This window comes from Pantoea sp. YR525 (assembly GCF_900116775.1).
Lineage (GTDB): Bacteria > Pseudomonadota > Gammaproteobacteria > Enterobacterales > Enterobacteriaceae > Pantoea > Pantoea symbiotica.
This window is the reverse complement of record NZ_FPBU01000012.1, coordinates 100,134-118,788: the sequence shown is the minus strand read 5'-3', so window position 1 is coordinate 118,788 and position 18,655 is coordinate 100,134. Positions and strand designations below refer to the sequence as shown.

The 18,655-nt window shown below is 52.1% G+C and carries 16 protein-coding genes and 1 rRNA gene; 11 read left to right on the top strand and 6 right to left on the bottom strand.

The annotated features are described in order from the left end of the window. A 5S ribosomal RNA gene (gene rrf / locus BM323_RS21665) occupies window positions 1-88 on the top strand; the annotation flags it as partial. Window positions 89-164: 76 nt separating this feature from the next. Here the strand turns inward: rrf and mobB are convergent. Then, window positions 165-668, bottom strand: a complete 504-nt coding sequence (mobB, locus tag BM323_RS21660; protein ID WP_008109813.1) for a molybdopterin-guanine dinucleotide biosynthesis protein MobB — start codon at window positions 666-668, stop codon at window positions 165-167. Then, entirely contained in the window at window positions 665-1,240 is a 576-nt protein-coding gene (gene mobA, locus BM323_RS21655) for a molybdenum cofactor guanylyltransferase MobA (RefSeq protein ID WP_008109811.1), read from the bottom strand. The genes mobB and mobA overlap by 4 nt, the downstream gene beginning before the upstream one ends. Window positions 1,241-1,312: 72 nt before the next feature. Here mobA and BM323_RS21650 point away from each other — a divergent pair, with 72 nt between their 5' ends. From BM323_RS21650 to polA, 4 genes are all read left to right on the top strand, one after another. Then, window positions 1,313-1,588 carry a YihD family protein gene (locus tag BM323_RS21650; protein ID WP_008109810.1) on the top strand — a complete coding sequence of 92 codons (276 nt, stop codon included), beginning with the start codon at window positions 1,313-1,315 and terminating at the stop codon, window positions 1,586-1,588. A 46-nt stretch (window positions 1,589-1,634) separates the two neighbouring features. Next, window positions 1,635-2,621 (top strand): serine/threonine protein kinase, encoded by a 987-nt coding sequence (locus tag BM323_RS21645; protein WP_008109809.1) that lies wholly within the window; start codon window positions 1,635-1,637, stop codon window positions 2,619-2,621. A gap of 26 nt (window positions 2,622-2,647) precedes the next feature. Then, window positions 2,648-3,277, top strand: coding sequence for a thiol:disulfide interchange protein DsbA (gene dsbA / locus BM323_RS21640; RefSeq protein WP_008109808.1), 630 nt, complete (start codon window positions 2,648-2,650; stop codon window positions 3,275-3,277). A 367-nt stretch (window positions 3,278-3,644) separates the two neighbouring features. Beyond that, window positions 3,645-6,437, top strand: coding sequence for a DNA polymerase I (gene polA / locus BM323_RS21635; protein WP_008109806.1), 2,793 nt, complete (start codon window positions 3,645-3,647; stop codon window positions 6,435-6,437). A 395-nt stretch (window positions 6,438-6,832) separates the two neighbouring features. Here the strand turns inward: polA and yihA are convergent, their stop codons facing one another. Further along, window positions 6,833-7,474 (bottom strand): ribosome biogenesis GTP-binding protein YihA/YsxC, encoded by a 642-nt coding sequence (gene yihA, locus BM323_RS21630; RefSeq protein ID WP_008109805.1) that lies wholly within the window; start codon window positions 7,472-7,474, stop codon window positions 6,833-6,835. Between the two features lie 555 nt (window positions 7,475-8,029). Here yihA and yihI point away from each other — a divergent pair. Together yihI and hemN are read left to right on the top strand one after the other, a co-directional pair. Beyond that, a complete protein-coding gene (yihI, locus tag BM323_RS21625; RefSeq protein ID WP_008109804.1) occupies window positions 8,030-8,551 on the top strand; it encodes a Der GTPase-activating protein YihI in 522 nt (173 codons plus the stop codon). Window positions 8,552-8,787: 236 nt separating this feature from the next. Next, a complete protein-coding gene (gene hemN, locus BM323_RS21620; protein WP_008109802.1) occupies window positions 8,788-10,161 on the top strand; it encodes an oxygen-independent coproporphyrinogen III oxidase in 1,374 nt (457 codons plus the stop codon). A 49-nt stretch (window positions 10,162-10,210) separates the two neighbouring features. On the opposite strand, the gene glnG is transcribed toward hemN, so the two are convergent. The 3 genes from glnG to glnA all read right to left on the bottom strand — a co-directional run bounded on the left by glnG (window position 10,211) and on the right by glnA (window position 14,274). Beyond that, window positions 10,211-11,620 carry a nitrogen regulation protein NR(I) gene (glnG, locus tag BM323_RS21615; protein WP_008109800.1) on the bottom strand — a complete coding sequence of 470 codons (1,410 nt, stop codon included), beginning with the start codon at window positions 11,618-11,620 and terminating at the stop codon, window positions 10,211-10,213. Between the two features lie 7 nt (window positions 11,621-11,627). Further along, window positions 11,628-12,677 carry a nitrogen regulation protein NR(II) gene (gene glnL, locus BM323_RS21610; RefSeq protein WP_008109798.1) on the bottom strand — a complete coding sequence of 350 codons (1,050 nt, stop codon included), beginning with the start codon at window positions 12,675-12,677 and terminating at the stop codon, window positions 11,628-11,630. A gap of 187 nt (window positions 12,678-12,864) precedes the next feature. Next, on the bottom strand, window positions 12,865-14,274 hold the full coding sequence (gene glnA / locus BM323_RS21605; protein WP_008109796.1) for a glutamate--ammonia ligase: 1,410 nt from the start codon (window positions 14,272-14,274) through the stop codon (window positions 12,865-12,867). A gap of 439 nt (window positions 14,275-14,713) precedes the next feature. Between glnA and typA the strand changes: the two genes are divergently transcribed. The 4 genes from typA (at window position 14,714) to dtd (ending at window position 18,622) form a co-directional block, all read left to right on the top strand. After that, window positions 14,714-16,534 carry a ribosome-dependent GTPase TypA gene (typA, locus tag BM323_RS21600; RefSeq protein WP_008109794.1) on the top strand — a complete coding sequence of 607 codons (1,821 nt, stop codon included), beginning with the start codon at window positions 14,714-14,716 and terminating at the stop codon, window positions 16,532-16,534. 184 nt (window positions 16,535-16,718) lie between these two features. Next, window positions 16,719-17,315, top strand: a complete 597-nt coding sequence (gene yihX / locus BM323_RS21595; protein ID WP_008109792.1) for a glucose-1-phosphatase — start codon at window positions 16,719-16,721, stop codon at window positions 17,313-17,315. Window positions 17,316-17,318: 3 nt separating this feature from the next. After that, the gene (locus tag BM323_RS21590; protein WP_154183215.1) at window positions 17,319-18,188 is read left to right on the top strand and encodes a virulence factor BrkB family protein; all 870 of its coding nucleotides are present in this window, start codon (window positions 17,319-17,321) and stop codon (window positions 18,186-18,188) included. Continuing rightward, window positions 18,185-18,622, top strand: a complete 438-nt coding sequence (gene dtd, locus BM323_RS21585; RefSeq protein ID WP_008109788.1) for a D-aminoacyl-tRNA deacylase — start codon at window positions 18,185-18,187, stop codon at window positions 18,620-18,622. Before BM323_RS21590 ends, dtd begins: the two co-directional genes overlap by 4 nt. The last annotated feature ends 33 nt before the right edge of the window (window positions 18,623-18,655 follow it).

Here is an 18,655-nt window from a genome sequence, read left to right as displayed (position 1 = left end):
CTGACCCCATGCCGAACTCAGAAGTGAAACGCCGTAGCGCCGATGGTAGTGTGGGGTCTCCCCATGCGAGAGTAGGGAACTGCCAGGCATCAAATAAGTAAAAAAGCCCCGAACGAAAGTTCGGGGCTTTTTTACGTCTGAATATTAGTAAAAAATCCACTATTTCAATGCTTCTTCAGCCACAGAGCAATAAAATCAGCAACCTGCATTGGTTGATTAATATCCAATACCGGCAAATTCAGTTCTATATCTTCATCAGTAGCGACTGCAATCACATACTGATCCAGCAAATCCTCAATCTCACCTTTAACGCCACGCCGCCAAAGTGCAATTTTGGGGACCGACTCATCTTTAAAACCCTCTACCAGCACCAGATCTAACGTCGAGCTATCCATCTGCGAAGCTAATTGCATCAGATTTAACGGTTTATCGAGTGTTTCAACCATTAACGCCCAGCGTTGATTACTGGCGACAATCACTTGGTCCGCCCCAGCTTTGCGCAGCAAATAGCTGTCTTTCCCCGGCGTATCGATATCCATCTGATGATGTGTGTGCTTAATTAAGCCTGAGCGAATCCCCCGAGCTTTGAGCAGCGGGATAACTTGCTCGAGCAAGGTCGTTTTTCCGGTCCCGCTCCACGCGGAAACCGCCAGTAAACGCACGCTCATAAACACTTTTCCTCATTGACGAGGTCGTCTGGCGTATTGATATTGCGGAACGCAGATTCTGGATCCGAAAACGCAACGGCATGCCCGCCATGCTCATGTAAAAACTGCATTAAGCGTCTCTCGCCGCGCAGTAGCCAGGCTTCAAGATCATCAGCGAGCGCACGATTGACCAGCGCTAAGGCTGGATGATCACGCAGGGAAGACTTCACCCACACTGCGGGCGCATCATTACGCTGCTGCCATAGACGCGCGACGAAATCATTGGGGATCCATGGCGTATCGCAAGCGCAGAAAGCGACCCATTCGGTTTCACTGTTGCGTAAACCACTAAGCATGCCGGCCAGCGGTCCGGGATAATCGGGCAATGAATCGGTAACAACCTGACAACCACTTGCCTGATAGCGATCAATGTTACGGTTAGCGCTTATCAACACAATATTGACCTGCGGCCGGAATCGCCGCAAAACGTGCTGATAAAGTGGTTCGACCTGTAACATCAACAACCCTTTATCCTGGCCTCCCATACGGCTGCCTTGACCACCCGCGAGGATCACGCCAGTAAATGCTGTCATCTTCGTCTCCTTGCTTCATTCTGGACGATACTTACTGAGCGGCAGCGTACCATCTGCATAAAGGAATCAATGATGAAATATCACCGACTCAATGAACTGCTCGAGCTCCTGCAACCCGCATGGCAAAAGGATCCCGATCTCAACTTGCTGGCATTTTTGCAAAAACTGGCGCAGGAATCTGGTTTCAGTGGCCCATTAAGTGAATTAACCGATGATGTATTGATTTACCATCTCAAAATGCGTGACACAGATAGCCAGAGTGCCATTCCCGGCCTGAAAAAGGATTATGAAGTGGACTTCAAAACCGCGCTATTACGTGCACGCGGTGTGATTAAGGATGATGAGTAATGTTATCCTTGCGCATTAATCGCAAAGGTAACACACAGGCCAAATGATGAGCGAAGCCGCCTTTAATTTCCAGACGCTGAATCCCGATGTCATCCTTGATGCACTTTGGGATGCGGGTCTGCGTGTCGAATCAGGCTTAACCGCCCTCAATAGCTATGAAAACCGCGTCTATCAGTTCAGCGATGATGATAAACGCCGCTATGTGGCTAAGTTTTATCGTCCGCAGCGCTGGAGCGCGCAACAGGTCCTCGAAGAGCATCAGTTCACTCAGGATTTATTAGAGGATGAAGTGCCGGTCGCCGCGCCGCTCGTTCTGCAGGGCAGTACGCTGAATCATCATGCCGGCTTCATGTACGCGGTCTTTCCCAGTTTAGGTGGACGGCAATATGAAACCGATAACGAGGATCAGATGGAATGGGTTGGCCGCTTTCTGGGTCGCATCCATCAAACCGCAAAGCAAAGCCTATTTCAGCAGCGACCAACTATCGGCCTTGAAGAGTATGTGTTTCAACCGCGTCGGGAGCTGGAGCAAAGCGCGTTAGTACCGGCTTCGCTCAAAGACTTACTGCTTGCTGCCGTTGATAAGCTCAGCGCAACGCTGCAGCAGCGCTGGCATAGCCAGTGGCAGCCGTTAAGGTTGCATGGCGATTGCCATCCCGGCAATATTCTGTGGCGTGAAGGCCCGATGTTTGTCGATCTTGATGATGCCCGTAACGGGCCAGCAGTGCAGGATTTGTGGATGCTGGTCAATGGCGATCGTCAGGAACAGTTGATTCAATGGGACATTTTGCTGGAAGCCTATAATGAATTCGGTGATTTTGATTTACATGAATTGTCACTGATTGAACCTTTACGCGCTATGCGCATGGTTTATTATTTGGCCTGGGTGGTACGCCGCTGGCAGGATCCCGCTTTTCCGCGCGCCTTCCCCTGGATGACAGATGAGGATTTTTGGCGCCGGCAGATTGCATTATTTATCGAGCAGGAAAGGCTGCTACACGAACCGCCGTTGCAGCTTAGCCCGCAATATTAATGAAGTACTCAGGAGATTGTTTCACGATGAAAAAGATCATGTTTGCGCTGGTAGGTTTAATGCTGGCATTTGGCGCCTCAGCGGCACAGTTCAACGATGGTAAGCAGTTCGTTACTTTGCCAAAGCCAGTAGCGGGTGAGCCGCAGGTTCTGGAGTTCTTCTCCTTCTTCTGCCCACATTGCTACCAGTTCGAACGCGTTTATCACGTGAGCGATGCAGTGAAAAAGAACCTGCCGGCGGACACGAAAGTGACCAAATACCACGTTGATTTCCTTGGCGGTCAATTCGGTCCGGTTGTCACTCAGGCATGGGCTGTTGCCATGGCGCTGGGCGTAGAAAGCAAAGTTACTGCACCGATTTTCGACGGTATTCAGAAAACCCAAACCGTGACCGATGCAGCAAGCCTGAAAGAGACCTTTATTAAAGCGGCGGGTATCTCTTCAGAGGATTACGATGCAGCGTGGAACAGCTTCGCAGTAAAAGCGCTGGTTGCCCAGCAGCAGAAAGCGGCAGCAGACGTCAATCTGCAAGGTGTGCCAGCAATCTTTGTTAACGGCAAATATATGGTTAACAACGGTGGCCTGGATACCAGCTCAATGGACAACTTCGTTGCTGATTACGCCAACGTAGTGAAGTTCCTGGTAGAAAAGAAGTAATTTAGTTTTAAGAACGCCGGCACTGCCGGCGTTTTTTATTGCCTTTTTCATGTTGCTTATACGATGTATTTATTAACCCTCCGCTTAATATCCACATGGACGATCGTCTTTTCATTAGGACGGATAAGGTCACAGTAAGTATTTAACTAACTGATATAATTTAATTTTTAATATTAAAGTGATTACAATTAACGTAAATAACAATACGTTATGATTTTTACGCACAAACTTATCCACAGATTGATCCTTGCGATCCGTGCCGCGTAACGACGAAAAAGATCCTGACTTCCCCGAGTGCATTCAACATTCTCCTCCGGTTGTGGCATCCTTATAGCCCTCATTATCGCAACGAAGAAAATACGAACCTATGGCGCAAATTGCAGAAAATCCCCTGATTCTGGTCGACGGCTCATCTTATCTGTACCGTGCATATCATGCCTTTCCGCCGCTAACGAACAGTGCAGGCGAGCCAACTGGCGCCATGTATGGTGTGCTCAACATGCTGAAAAGCCTGTTGATGCAGTATCAGCCAAGCCATGTGGCTGTGGTCTTCGATGCGAAAGGCAAAACTTTCCGCGATGAGCTCTTTGAGCACTACAAATCGCACCGTCCGCCGATGCCAGACGATCTGCGAGCGCAGATTGAGCCGCTACATGAAATGGTCAAAGCGATGGGCCTGCCGCTGTTGGCGGTCTCTGGCGTTGAGGCGGATGATGTCATCGGTACGCTGGCGCTAGAGGCGGAAAAACTCGGGCGCCCGGTGTTGATCAGCACCGGCGATAAAGATATGGCGCAGTTGGTGACGCCTGCGATCACCTTGATCAACACCATGACCAATACCGTGCTTGGTCCGGAAGAGGTCGAGCAGAAATATGGCGTGCCACCAGCGTTGATTATCGATTTCCTTGCCATGATGGGCGACAGCTCGGACAACATTCCGGGCGTGCCGGGCGTTGGTGAGAAAACCGCACAGGCGCTGCTGCAAGGCTTGGGCGGTATGCAGTCAATCTATGACAATCTCGATAAAGTGGCCGATCTCTCGTTCCGCGGCGCGAAAACCATGGCGGCGAAGCTGGAGCAAAATCGCGATGTCGCTTTCCTGTCTTATCAGCTGGCAACCATCAAAACCGACGTTGAGTTGGATCTGACGTGCGATCAGCTTGTCGTCAATGAACCCAATGTAGAAGCACTGCAAACCTTGTTTAGCCGCTATGAATTTAAGCGCTGGATCACCGATTTGCAGGATGGCTCATGGCTGCAACAAGGTAAAAAGAGCAACGCGCAGACTAAGAAAGCGCAGCTCAGCGAACCTGCTGCGCCCGCTGCCGAAGCGACCAGCGTGCTCTCTGCGGATGGCTACGTCACTATCCTCGATGAAGCGACATTTGCTGAATGGCTGAAAAAGCTGAAAAGCGCCGAGCTCTTCGCTTTCGATCTTGAGACCGACTCGTTGGATACCTTAAGCGCCAATATTGTCGGTATTGGGTTTGCCGTCGCGCCGGGTGAAGCGGCTTATCTGCCGGTCGCCCACGATTATCTGGATGCGCCAGATCAGCTGGATCGTAGCGAAGTAATGAAGCAGCTAAAACCGCTGCTGGAAGATGGCAAAGCGGCGAAGGTTGGCCAGAATCTCAAATACGATCGCGGCGTGCTGAAGAACTACGACATTGAACTGAACGGCATCAAATTCGACACCATGCTGGAATCCTATTGCCTGAACAGCGTGGGTGGAAAACACGATATGGATAGCCTCGCCGCGCGCTGGCTGAACCATAAAACGGTGACTTTCGAAGAGATCGCGGGCAAAGGCAAAAGCCAGCTCACTTTTAACCAAATTGCTATCGAGCAAGCCGGCCACTATGCGGCGGAAGATGCCGATGTCACGCTGCAATTGCATCTGAAAATGTGGGAGAAGCTGGAGCCAGAAGCGGGGCCGAAACAGGTATTTGAAGAGATCGAAATGCCGTTGTTGAAGGTGATATCGCGTATTGAGCGCAACGGTGTGCTGATTGACCAGAATATCCTGGCGAAACACTCGCAGGAGCTGACCACGCGGGTGGCAGAGCTGGAGCTGAAAGCGCACGAGCTGGCGGGCGAACCGTTCAATCTCTCGTCACCTAAACAGCTGCAAACCATTCTGTTTGAAAAGCAGGGAATCAAGCCAACCAAGAAAACGCCGGGTGGCGCACCGTCGACCAGCGAAGAGGTGTTGGCTGAGCTGGCGCTCGATTATCCACTGCCGAAAGTGATTCTTGAACATCGTGGTTTATCGAAGTTGAAATCAACTTACACCGATAAGCTGCCACTGATGATCAATCCGGTTACCGGCCGCGTGCATACTTCCTATCATCAGGCGGTAACCGCGACAGGACGACTCTCGTCAACCGATCCTAATCTGCAGAATATCCCGGTGCGCAATGAAGAAGGGCGCCGAATTCGCCAGGCGTTTATCGCCGGGTCGGGCAATCGTATTGTTGCTGCGGACTACTCACAGATTGAACTGCGCATCATGGCGCATCTGTCGCAAGACAAAGGCCTGCTGGATGCGTTTGCCCAGGGCGAAGATATCCACCGCGCCACCGCGTCAGAGGTGTTTGGTGTGGCGTTGAGCAAAGTTTCTGGTGAGCAGCGCCGCAGTGCTAAGGCGATCAACTTTGGCCTGATCTACGGAATGAGCGCATTTGGTCTCTCCCGCCAGCTGAATATCGGCGCGGGTGAGGCGAAGAAGTATATGGATCTCTACTTTGAACGTTATCCGGGCGTGTTGCGTTATATGGAAGAGACGCGCGCGAAGGCGGCAGAGAAAGGCTATGTAGAAACGCTTGATGGTCGTCGCTTGTGGCTACCTGATATCACCTCCAGCAATGCCATTCGCCGTAAAGCGGCGGAGCGTGCGGCGATCAACGCCCCAATGCAAGGCACGGCGGCAGACATCATCAAACGCGCGATGATTGCGGTGGATGGCTGGCTGTTAGAGCAAAAAGACGATGCTGTGCGCATGATTATGCAGGTACACGATGAACTGGTGTTTGAGATCCGCAGCGACGCAGTAGATAGCTCAATTAAGACCATTCGTGACCTGATGGAGAACAGCATGAAGCTGGATGTGCCATTGCAGGTTGAAGTCGGAACCGGCGATAACTGGGATGAGGCGCACTGATTACGCGCATTCAGCGGCACTTGCGTGTCGCTGACATCATCATAAGAAAAAAGTTTACTTAATCGGTTCAGCAACTCCACAAAGCGGTCTATTAAATGCGCGTTTTGTAACTGCTTATCGGCTAAGCATTTTTTTAGTAATTAAACTACATCGCACACGTGAAAGTGTGATGAGCTTAGTAAAAAAGATGTCAAATCCTGAAACTTAACAACAAAAAACCCTTTGTAGGGCGCGGAAAATCAGGTAGAGTTTGTCGCGTAGGGTACAGAGGTAAGATGTTCTATCTTTCAGACCTTTTACTTCACGTAATCGGATTTGGCTGAATATTTAGCCGCCCCAGTCATTTATGACTGGGGCGTTTTTTATTGGGCTTTTTCGCAAAAGCCGCAACAAAATTACTCTGCTGTTTCTTCGCCGTCGCCTTCTTGCGCAGGCTCCAGTTCGCTAAACCAGCTGTCCAGCTTCTTACGCACAATATCAACGCCCATCTTCTTCAATGACGAGAACATTTCTACCTGCACATCACCGTTAAAGGCCAGCGATGCTTCGCGTACCATCGTCAGTTGTGCTTTACGCGCGCCTGATGCCAGCTTGTCGGCTTTGGTCAGCAAGACCAGCACGGGAATCTGGCTCTGTACAGCCCATTCAATCATGTTCTGATCGAGGTCTTTCAGCGGATGGCGAATATCCATCAATACCACCAAGCCTTTCAATGCCTGGCGTTTCTGTAAATATTCCGCCAGAGACTTTTGCCATTTGCGCTTCATCTCTTCCGGAACCTGGGCATAGCCATAACCGGGTAAATCGACCAGACATTTACCTTCAACCACTTCAAACAGGTTGATCAGCTGAGTACGACCTGGCGTTTTACTGGTACGTGCCAGACCCTTTTGGTTGGTGATGGTGTTCAGCGCGCTGGATTTGCCTGCATTCGAGCGCCCGGCAAAAGCAACTTCAATACCCACATCCGCCGGTAAATGGCGAATATCCGGGGCGCTGAGCATGAAATGGGTCATGTGATAGTTCAAAGCAGACAAAGTGAAACTCCAGCAAAATGAATCGGGCAATTGGGCTGATTATACCTGTAATGGCGCAAAAGTGCCCGATAGCGTCTAAACGCGTCATTTTGTAAGAGATCTATGATTTTTACTGCCAGTGATTACCGCTTCATGGAATATTAACAATCATTTTATGCATTTAATTTCAATGGTTTGAGATGTTTGTAGGAAATGCCACTCTAAAATAGAGACAAGTCTCACTTGTTCATTTTACCTATTAGTCTACATTTGTTATCAGTGCACGGCAGCACCCATCAGGATGATGAGCTCAGGAGTGTCGGGGATGACCAAGAGCATGGCGGGAAGCGATTCAGGCAGGAATCGGACAAGGACAGGGAATAATCGCAGGAGCGATGTGGCGATGGAGCAACCGGGACGTTGTGAGCCGTAAAGGATTTATTCAGTGTTTCCTTCGTATGAAGGTGCGATAAAAGGCGATAGCATAGGCTATCGCCTTTTTTCTTTGCTTACTTTCTGCTAGATTTCGCCGCAATTCTATACTGAACTCACAAAGCACCGCCGAGACCGGACACCATGAAGCAACCTGCATCAGCCCCGCGTGGCAAACCTGCTGCGAAAGCCAAACGCAAATCGCGTGAAGACCTTAATCAGGAAGCGCGCGATCGCAAACGCGATAAAAAGCATAGCGGCCATAAATCTGGCAGCCGTGCCAATCCGGAAACGCAAACCGCTGGCAAAGGTCAGGGTAAAAAAGCTCAGGATCCACGCCTGGGAAGTAAAACGCCGATCGCATTAGTCGCTGATGGTAAAACCCAGCCGGCGAAAAAGCCTGAAGCGAAACCAAAGCCAAAAGCGGAAAAAGTTCGCCTGACGCCGCAAGAAGAGCTGGCGAAGCTGGAAAATGACGAACGTTTGGATACGCTGCTGGATCGCCTGGAAAACGGTGAAACCCTGAGTGGCGAGGATCAGGCCTGGCTGGATCAAACCTTAGACCGCATTGACGAGCTAATGGAAACGCTGGGCATCGCGTTGGATGACGAAGCGGAAGATGAGCAGGCGGAAGAAGATATGATGCGCCTGCTCAAAGGCAATTAAGGCCAATCTTGATCGGCATGCGTTTTCGCGCATGCCGCGCTAAACAGGTATTCACCTATGTTTTGGCCTGGATCAATTTTCGCGCTGCTACTGACATGTTATCTGCTCTGGTTATTGTTTAAACTACGCCGCCTGTCGCGTCTGAAGTCGCGTTTACGTCGGCGTTCAGCCCATCGCTTCGTCCACTCTTCTGCTACGCGACCCTCTCTCAGACGACGTCACCGTAAGGAGTGAGCATGTCATCGCAGCAGATTGATTGGGATCAGCACCTCATCGAAAAATACAATTACGCTGGCCCGCGCTATACCTCTTATCCCACCGCGCTTGAGTTCAGTGAGAACTTTGGCGAGGCAGATTTTCAGCACGCCGTGCAGCGCTATCCCGATCGTCCGTTATCGCTGTATGTGCATATTCCGTTTTGCCATCGTCTTTGCTACTTCTGTGGCTGCAATAAAATCGTGACGCGCCAGCTGCATAAAGCCGATCGCTACCTCGATGTGCTGGAGCAGGAAATCCGCCAGCGTGCGCCCTTGTTTGCGGGGCGCTGCGTCACTCAGCTGCACTGGGGCGGCGGTACGCCGACATTCCTCAACCAGCAGCAGGTGAGCCGGCTGGTGGCGCTGCTACGCGATCATTTTACCATTGCCGATGATGTTGAAATGTCGATCGAGGTTGATCCGCGTGAAATCGAACTGGAGATGATCGATCATCTGCGCGCGGAAGGTTTCAATCGTCTGAGCATGGGCGTGCAGGACTTTAATAAAGCGGTGCAGGAACGCGTGAATCGCGTGCAGGACGAAGAAACCATCTTTGCGCTGGTGCAGCGTGCGCGTGAGCGGGGCTTCCGTTCGGTTAGTCTCGATCTGATTTATGGCTTGCCGCTGCAAACGCCGGAAAGCTTCGCCTTCACTTTACAGCGCGTTAATGCACTCAATCCCGATCGCCTCAGCGTCTTCAACTATGCGCACATGCCTACGCTATTCGCTGCGCAGCGTAAGATTAAAGATGACGAGCTGCCAGGCGCCGCACAGAAACTGCAAATCTTGCAGGAAACCATCGCCACCTTAACCGGAGAAGGTTACCAGTTTATCGGCATGGATCACTTCGCGCGTCCGGATGATGAACTGGCGGTGGCACAACGCGCCGGCGAACTGCATCGTAATTTTCAGGGCTACACCACGCAGGGCGAAACCGATCTGCTCGGTTTGGGCGTGTCGGCCATCAGTATGCTGGGCGACAGCTATGCGCAAAATCACAAAGAGTTGAAAGCCTATTACGCAGATGTTGAGCAGCGCGGCAATGCGCTGTGGCGCGGGCTCACGTTGAGTGACGATGATTGTTTGCGCCGCGATGTGATTAAAGCCTTAATCTGCAATTTCGCACTGGATTTTGCTGCGATAGAAGCGCAATACCCGATTGATTTTGAACGTTATTTTTCCGAGGATTTAGCGCTGTTAGCGCCGCTGGTGGCGGATGGATTAGTGGAACAGCGCGGTCGCAGCCTGCACGTTACTGGCGTTGGCCGTTTGCTGATTCGAAACATCTGTATGTGCTTCGATGTGTATATGCGCCAAAAGATGCGCATGCAGCAGTTCTCGCGAGTGATATAAAAAAGGGGAGCCCATTCGCTCCCCAGTATCAACACGCACAACGTGCGCGTTATTCCATTCCCAGCTCTTTCAGCTTACGCGTCAAGGTATTACGTCCCCAGCCGAGCAAGCGTGCCGCTTCCTGTTTGTGCCCTTGCGTGTGACGCAGCGCGGTGGTGAGCAGCGTGCGCTCCATCTCCGGCTGTGCTTCCGACAACAGGTTTTGATGACCGGAACGCAAGGCGCGATCTGCCCACTGCGCCAGCAGCGTGGCCCAGCTGTCCGGCAACGACTGTACCGGATTGTCTGGCGTGCTGGATTCAAACAGTTCAGGCGGCAGATCCTGAATCAACACTTCCTGGCCAGCTGCCATCACCGTCAACCAGCGACAGGTATTTTCCAGCTGGCGCACGTTACCGGACCAATGCAGACGCGTCAGCGCGGTTTCGGTTTCCGGATGCAGAATCTTCGCTTCCACGCCTAACTCACGCGCAGCGACCTGCAGGAAGTAACGCGCCAGGCGCGGAATATCTTCGCGGCGTTCACGCAGCGGCGGCAGATGAACGCGAATCACGTTAAGACGATGGAACAAGTCTTCACGGAATTTGCCTTCCTGCACGCGCAGCTCAAGATTTTGGTGGGTTGCCGCGATGATACGCACATCCACTTTCACCGGCGCATAGCCGCCAACGCGATAAAACTGGCCATCGGCCAAAACGCGCAATAAGCGGGTTTGCACATCAAGCGGCATGTCACCAATTTCATCGAGGAACAGCGTGCCGCCATCGGCTTGCTCAAAACGTCCCTGACGAATCTGGTTAGCACCGGTAAATGCGCCTTTCTCGTGACCAAACAGCTCTGATTCAATCAAATCTTTGGGTATCGCCGCCATGTTCAGCGCGATAAAAGGGGACTTCGCACGCGGACTATGACGATGCAGCGCATGTGCCACCAACTCTTTACCTGTACCGGATTCACCGTTGATCAGCACGCTAATTGAGGAGCGTGAAAGACGACCAATGATGCGGAACACATCCTGCATGGCCGGCGCTTCGCCGATAATGTCGGTGGTTGGGCCGCTGACGGGCTGATTACGCGGCTGCTGCTGTTCCTGATAATGGCTAATCGCACGCTCAACCAGCGCGACCGCTTCATCAATATCAAACGGCTTTGGCAGGTAATCAAACGCACCTTGCTGATAAGCGCTGACGGCGGCATCCAGATCGGAGTGCGCGGTCATAATGATGACCGGCAGCATCGGATGGCGCTGCTTAATCTGTTTCAGCAGCGCAAGTCCATCCATGCCAGGCATACGAATGTCTGACAATAATACGTCTGGGGTTTTGCTTGCGAGCGCGTCCAATACCTCGTTAGCGCTGTCAAAGGTTGCACAGCTCAAACCGGCTCCAGTGAGTGCCCTTTCAAGCACCCAGCGGATGGAGCTATCGTCATCGACGATCCAGACTATCCCTCGTTGCATAGAAACCTCACTGGCGAATAGGCAGGTAAACCGAGAATTCGGTGTGTCCTGGCCAACTGTTAAATTCTATTTTCCCTGAATGCTGATCGATCAGGCTACGGGCGATGGACAGACCTAAACCGGTGCCGCCTTCGCGTCCGCTAACCATCGGATAGAACAGGGTGTCTTGTAGCTGGGCCGGAATCCCTGGGCCATCATCTTCAATATCAATACGTGCAACTAAACGGTAACGCGTGCCGTGCAGCGTGAGCTGGAAGGCAGTACGCGTGCGAATCACAATGGTGCCGCCTTCATCGCCTAAAGCTTGCAGGGCGTTACGCACCACATTCAACAGCACTTGTTCAATCTGGTCGGGATCGTGCGGCAATTCTGGCAGGCTTGGATCGTAATCACGCACCAGCGAGACGTTATCCGGCAACTCCATCGACACCAGATTCACCACGCGCTCGGCGACCTGATGAATGCTTTGCGTCACGTGCAAGCCCGGCTGTTGCGGGCCGAGCAGACGATCAACCAGATTACGCAGGCGGTCGGCTTGCTCAATAATGATGCGCGTATATTCATGCAGGGAAGGATCGGGTAACGCGCGAGTCAGCAACTGCGCGGCGCCACGTAATCCTCCCAGCGGGTTTTTGATTTCATGCGCCAGACCGCGCACTAAATCGCGGGCAGCGACCTGCTGAGCATGCTGAATTTGTTCCTGGCTGAGACGACGTTGATTATCCATCGGCGCCATTTCCAGCAGAATAAAGCCATCCGGTAAGCGCTGTGCCGTGAGCGACATAATGTGCGCGCGACCATCGACCACCAACGTGACTTCGCTATCGGTAAAGCCCTGGCCAGCTCCGAGACTCTCGCTCATCACCTCAATATTCAGCGAAAAATAGCCGGTTAATTCCGGTAATGGCGTGCCGAACAATTTACGTGAGCTTTGCGCCAGTAATTGCTGAGCCGCCGGATTGGCGTAATGGATAACTAAATCGTTATCGACCAGCAAAATACTGTTGATCAGGGAGTTGAGAATCTGCCCCGCGTCGGGCAGCGTGCCAGTTGCCATACAGCGTTCCTCTGCACTAATTTAGTGCATTATAGCCTTTCAGGACGGAAATCTGTGCTTCGAACCATGAATGCGCGGAGAAAAAAGCCCATCCGGAGATGGGCTAAAGTTTCCACGGCAATATAAAAATCTTTCAGGCTGTTCACGTTTTAAAAGAGAGCGTGAACAGTGAGCTGAAATTTTTAAATTAAACGCTGTAGTACAGTTCGAACTCAACTGGGTGCGGAGTCATACGCACGCGGTCAACGTCTGGCTTACGCAGTTCGATGTATGCATCGATAGCGTCATCAGTGAACACGCCGCCACGAGTCAGGAACTCGCGGTCTTCGTTCAGTGCGTTCAGTGCTTCTTCCAGAGAACCTGCAACTTTTGGAATCTCAGCTTCTTCTTCCGGAGGCAGGTCATACAGGTTTTTGTCCATCGCATCGCCAGGGTGGATCTTGTTGATAACACCATCAAGACCGGCCATCAGCAGCGCGGTGAATGCCAGGTATGGGTTAGCCGCTGGATCCGGGAAGCGTGCTTCGATACGACGTGCTTTCGGGCTAGCAACCACTGGAATACGGATAGAAGCAGAACGGTTACGGGCAGAGTAAGCCAGCATAACGGGTGCTTCGTAGCCTGGGACCAGACGCTTGTATGAGTTGGTGGTTGGGTTCGCCAGGGCGTTGATCGCTTTAGCGTGCTTGATGATACCGCCGATGTAGAACAGAGCAGTTTCGGACAGGCCGCCGTACTTGTCGCCAGAGAACAGGTTCACGCCGCCTTTTGACAGAGACATGTGGCAGTGCATACCTGAACCGTTATCGCCGAACATTGGCTTAGGCATGAAGGTTGCAGTTTTGCCGTACGCGTGAGCAACGTTGTGCACCACGTATTTGTAGATCTGAATTTCGTCAGCTTTTTTGGTCATGGTGTTGAAGCGGGTCGCCACTTCGTTCTGACCAGCAGTGGCTACTTCGTGGTGATGTGCTTCAACCACCAGACCCATCTGCTCCATGGTCAGACACATGGCAGAACGGATGTCCTGTGCTGAGTCAACCGGTGGCACTGGGAAGTAACCGCCTTTCAGACCTGGACGGTGACCTTTGTTACCGCCTTCGTACTCTTTACCGGTGTTCCATGCTGCTTCGATATCGTCGATAGCAACGTGTGAACCTGAAGTAGAAGAACCGAAACGGATGTCATCGAACAGGAAGAACTCTGGCTCTGGTCCAAACAGCACGGTATCCGCGATGCCTGAAGAACGCAGGAACTCTTCTGCACGCTTAGCAATGGAGCGTGGGTCACGGTCGTAGCCCTGCAGTGTGCCTGGCTCAAGGATGTCGCAACGGATGATCAGGGTCGAGTCTTCGAAGAACGGATCCATTACTGCAGTGGTTGCATCCGGCATCAGCACCATGTCTGATTCGTTAATGCCTTTCCAGCCACCGATGGAGGAGCCATCGAACATTTTGCCTTCTTCGAAGAAGTCAGCGTTAACCTGGTGAGCAGGGATAGTAACGTGCTGTTCTTTACCTTTGGTATCGGTAAAACGCAGGTCAACAAACTTAACTTCATGCTCGTTCATCATCGAGAGAACGTGTTCAGCGGACATACTCAACTCTCCTGGAAATGGTCATTATCGTCATGGTGAGAGAACTTCGTTGCCGGGAATGTGTCACGACTGCTGACCATTCCTAACCAAAGATCTCGGCAAGCTCTATCAACCGTTTTATAACTGTCGTTTTCGCTTAAAATATATAAAGCGAATTCTGTGCCAACTTTATGACAATGGCGAAAATGGCGCTACAATGCGCCCTTTCGTGAGTCGAAGGCTGCACCAGGATGGATTGCATGCATCGTAATGGTGCACCTCAGGTCAAGTTAAGCACTAATTTGGTGCAAATTGCCATCGCAGTGCAGATTAATGCACCGTAAACGGTGCTAAAAACCAGCGCTACGAGAAACTTTCGGCGAAATCTGTGATCATGTTCAGTCTTCCGCTTAATCCGTGTACAATACCGCGTTATTTCTATAATGCCTGAGGCAAAGCTGTGATCGAAAATTTGCGTAACATCGCCATCATCGCGCACGTTGACCATGGTAAGACCACCCTGGTTGACAAGCTGCTCCAACAGTCCGGTACTTTTGATGCTCGTACCGAAGCGACTGAGCGCGTAATGGACTCCAACGATTTGGAGAAAGAGCGTGGGATTACCATCCTCGCAAAAAACACCGCCATCAAATGGAATGACTACCGTATCAACATCGTTGATACCCCAGGACACGCCGACTTCGGTGGTGAAGTGGAGCGCGTCATGTCCATGGTGGATTCGGTGCTGCTGGTTGTAGATGCGATGGATGGCCCTATGCCGCAAACCCGCTTCGTAACCAAGAAAGCATTTGCTCATGGTTTGAAGCCGATTGTGGTTATCAACAAAGTTGACCGTCCGGGCGCGCGTCCTGATTGGGTTGTTGATCAGGTATTTGACCTGTTCGTTAACCTGGATGCGACTGACGAGCAGCTGGACTTCCCGATCATCTTCGCTTCGGCGTTGAATGGTATCGCGGGTCTGGAACACACCGACATGGCTGACGACATGACCCCGCTGTATCAGGCGATCGTTGACCACGTTTCTCCACCTCAGGTTGAAGTTGAAGCGCCACTGCAGATGCAAATCTCGCAGCTGGACTACAACAACTATCTGGGCGTGATCGGCATCGGCCGCATCAAGCGCGGTACCGTGAAGCCGAACCAGCAAGTCACTATCATTGATAGCGAAGGCAAAACCCGTAACGGTAAAGTCGGTAAAGTGTTGGGCCACCTTGGTCTGGAGCGTATCGAAAGCACCCTGGCGGAAGCGGGCGACATCATCGCGATCACCGGTCTGGGCGAGCTGAACATCTCTGACACCATCTGCGACACGCAGAATGTGGAAGCGTTGCCAGCCCTGAGCGTCGACGAACCAACTGTAACCATGTTCTTCAACGTGAACACCTCACCGTTCTGCGGTAAAGAAGGTAAGTTCGTGACTTCGCGCCAGATTCTGGAGCGTTTGAACAAAGAGCTGGTACACAACGTGGCACTTCGCGTTGAAGAAACCGAAGATTCGGATGCGTTCCGCGTTTCTGGTCGTGGTGAGCTGCACTTGTCGGTTCTGATCGAGAACATGCGTCGTGAAGGTTTCGAGCTGGCGGTATCCCGTCCGAAAGTAATCTTCCGTGAGCACGAAGGCCGCAAGCAGGAGCCATTCGAAAACGTGACCCTCGACATCGAAGAAACCCATCAGGGTTCTGTGATGCAAGCGATGGGTGAGCGTAAAGGCGACCTGAAAAACATGGATCCAGATGGCAAAGGCCGTGTACGTCTTGACTACATGATCCCAAGCCGTGGTCTGATCGGCTTCCGTAACGAATTCATGACCATGACTTCAGGTACCGGTCTGCTGTACTCCACCTTCAGCCACTACGACGACGTTCGTCCAGGCGAAGTGGGCCAGCGTCAGAACGGCGTGCTGATCTCAAACGGTCAGGGTAAAGCGGTCGCGTTCGCCCTGTTCGGTCTGCAGGATCGCGGTAAGCTGTTCCTGGGTCACGGTGCGGAAGTATATGAAGGCCAGATCATCGGTATTCACAGCCGTTCTAACGACCTGACAGTAAACTGCCTGACCGGTAAGAAACTGACCAACATGCGTGCGTCAGGTACTGACGAAGCCACCACTCTGGTTCCACCGCAGAAAATGACGCTGGAACAGGCTATCGAGTTCATCGATGATGACGAACTGGTAGAAGTGACTCCGTTGTCAGTCCGTATTCGTAAACGTCACCTGACCGAGAACGATCGTAAGCGTTCTTCTCGCGGCAGCAAAGAGTAAGCGAAACAGTCTGATATTGAGCCCCGCACTTGCGGGGCTTTTTTATGGCTGCAACCCGCTGCAACGCTCGCTTAATGAAGTTTGGCTCCGCTTCCAGATTACTGATTTCCCGCCTTTCGTCCCTGTTCAGCTCCCACTTTTGCCGCTAAAGTGAATGATCCAGGGAACGAAAAGGAGAGGCGTCATGCTGTACATCTTTGATTTAGGCAATGTGATTGTTGATATCGATTTCAATCGTGTGCTCGGCGTCTGGAGCGATTTGGGGCGCGTGCCGTTATCCACGCTGCAAAGTCGTTTCCGCATGGATGAGGCTTTTGAGCAACACGAACGCGGCGAAATCAGCGATCCTGAATTTGCTGCACGTATCTGCGACCAGCTGGATATCGCGCTGAGCTATCCGCAATTCACCGCTGGCTGGCAGGCGGTCTTTGTCGGCGTGCGTCCGGAAACGCTGGCGATCATGAACAAACTGCGTGCCAACGGCGAGCGCGTAGTGATCCTGTCGAATACCAATCAGCTGCACTTTGAGTTCTGGCCAACCCAATATCCCGATGTTCAACAGGCGGCCGATCATCTTTATATGTCGCAGGATATTGGCATGCGTAAGCCGGAAGCGCGCATCTATAACTATGTGCTGCAGCACGAAGGTTATCAGGCCAATCAGGCGGTGTTTTTCGATGATAACCAGGCCAATATCGACGCTGCGCGCGCGCTTGGCATTGAAAGCGTGCTGGTGGTTGATGATAAAACCGTGCCGGACTGGTTTGCGGGTCGTCTCTGAGTGCTGAACCAACGACATCTGCGCCACTCGGCGCATGCCTTTTATTTGTGGGTAAAACTGCTGTGGCGACGCATTGACGATGACAACATGACGACGCAGGCGGGTAATCTCGCCTACGTTTCATTGCTGGCATTGGTGCCGCTGATTGCCGTGGTGTTCGCACTGTTTGCTGCTTTTCCGATGTTCTCGGATATCAGCGTGCAGTTGAAGAACTTCATCTTTACCAACTTCATCCCGGCAACGGGCGACGTGATTCAGCGTTATCTCGACCAGTTCGTCGCTAACGTCAATAAGATGACGGCGATCGGTATTGTGGGGTTGATCGTCACCGCGCTGCTTCTGATGCATTCCGTGGATAGCGCATTGAACGCCATCTGGCGCAGCGATAAGCCGCGTCCGATGGTCTATTCGTTTGCCGTTTACTGGATGATCTTAACGCTCGGGCCACTGCTGGCCGGCGCAAGCTTAGCGCTCAGCTCCTATCTGTTGTCGCTGCGCTGGTTGAGTGTGACAGGCGTAACCAGTCTGGTTGATCAGCTGCTCCGTATTTTCCCGCTGTGCCTCTCCATCCTCGCTTTCTGGCTGCTGTATAGCATTGTGCCGACGCGGCGCGTGCCCACGCGCGATGCACTGATCGGCGCCATCGTTGCCGGATTGCTGTTCGAGCTGGGCAAAAAAGGCTTTGCGCTCTATGTTACGATGTTCCCTTCGTATCAGTTAATTTACGGCGTTCTGGCGGTCATCCCAATTCTGTTTCTTTGGGTCTATTGGTCGTGGTGTATTGTGTTGTTAGGCGCGGAAATCACCGTCACGCTGGATGACTATCGCCAGCTAAAACAGCAGGAACGCGAAAAAGAACGTGAGGAAACATGATTGCTTTGATTCAGCGCGTCAGCCGCGCCAGTGTTAGCGTTGACGACGTGACAGTGGGCGAAATTGGCAATGGGTTATTGGTGTTATTGGGTGTGGAAAAGGGTGACGACGAACAAAAAGCGCAGCGTCTAACCGAGCGCGTGTTGGGCTACCGCATCTTTGCGGATGAGAATGACAAAATGAATCTCAATGTGCAGCAGGCGGGTGGCAGCGTGCTGGTGGTGTCGCAATTCACCCTCGCCGCGGATACCAATAAAGGGATGCGTCCCTCTTTCTCTGGCGGCGCAGAACCGGCGGAAGCCGAGCGCCTCTATGAATACTTTAGCGATTGCTGCCGAGCACAGGGCGTGACCACCGCAAACGGGCGCTTCGCCGCCAACATGCAGGTTTCGTTAGTAAACGATGGTCCGGTGACCTTCTGGTTACAGGTGTGAGGTTTTCAGCCGAGCGGCAAGGACTTAGCCACG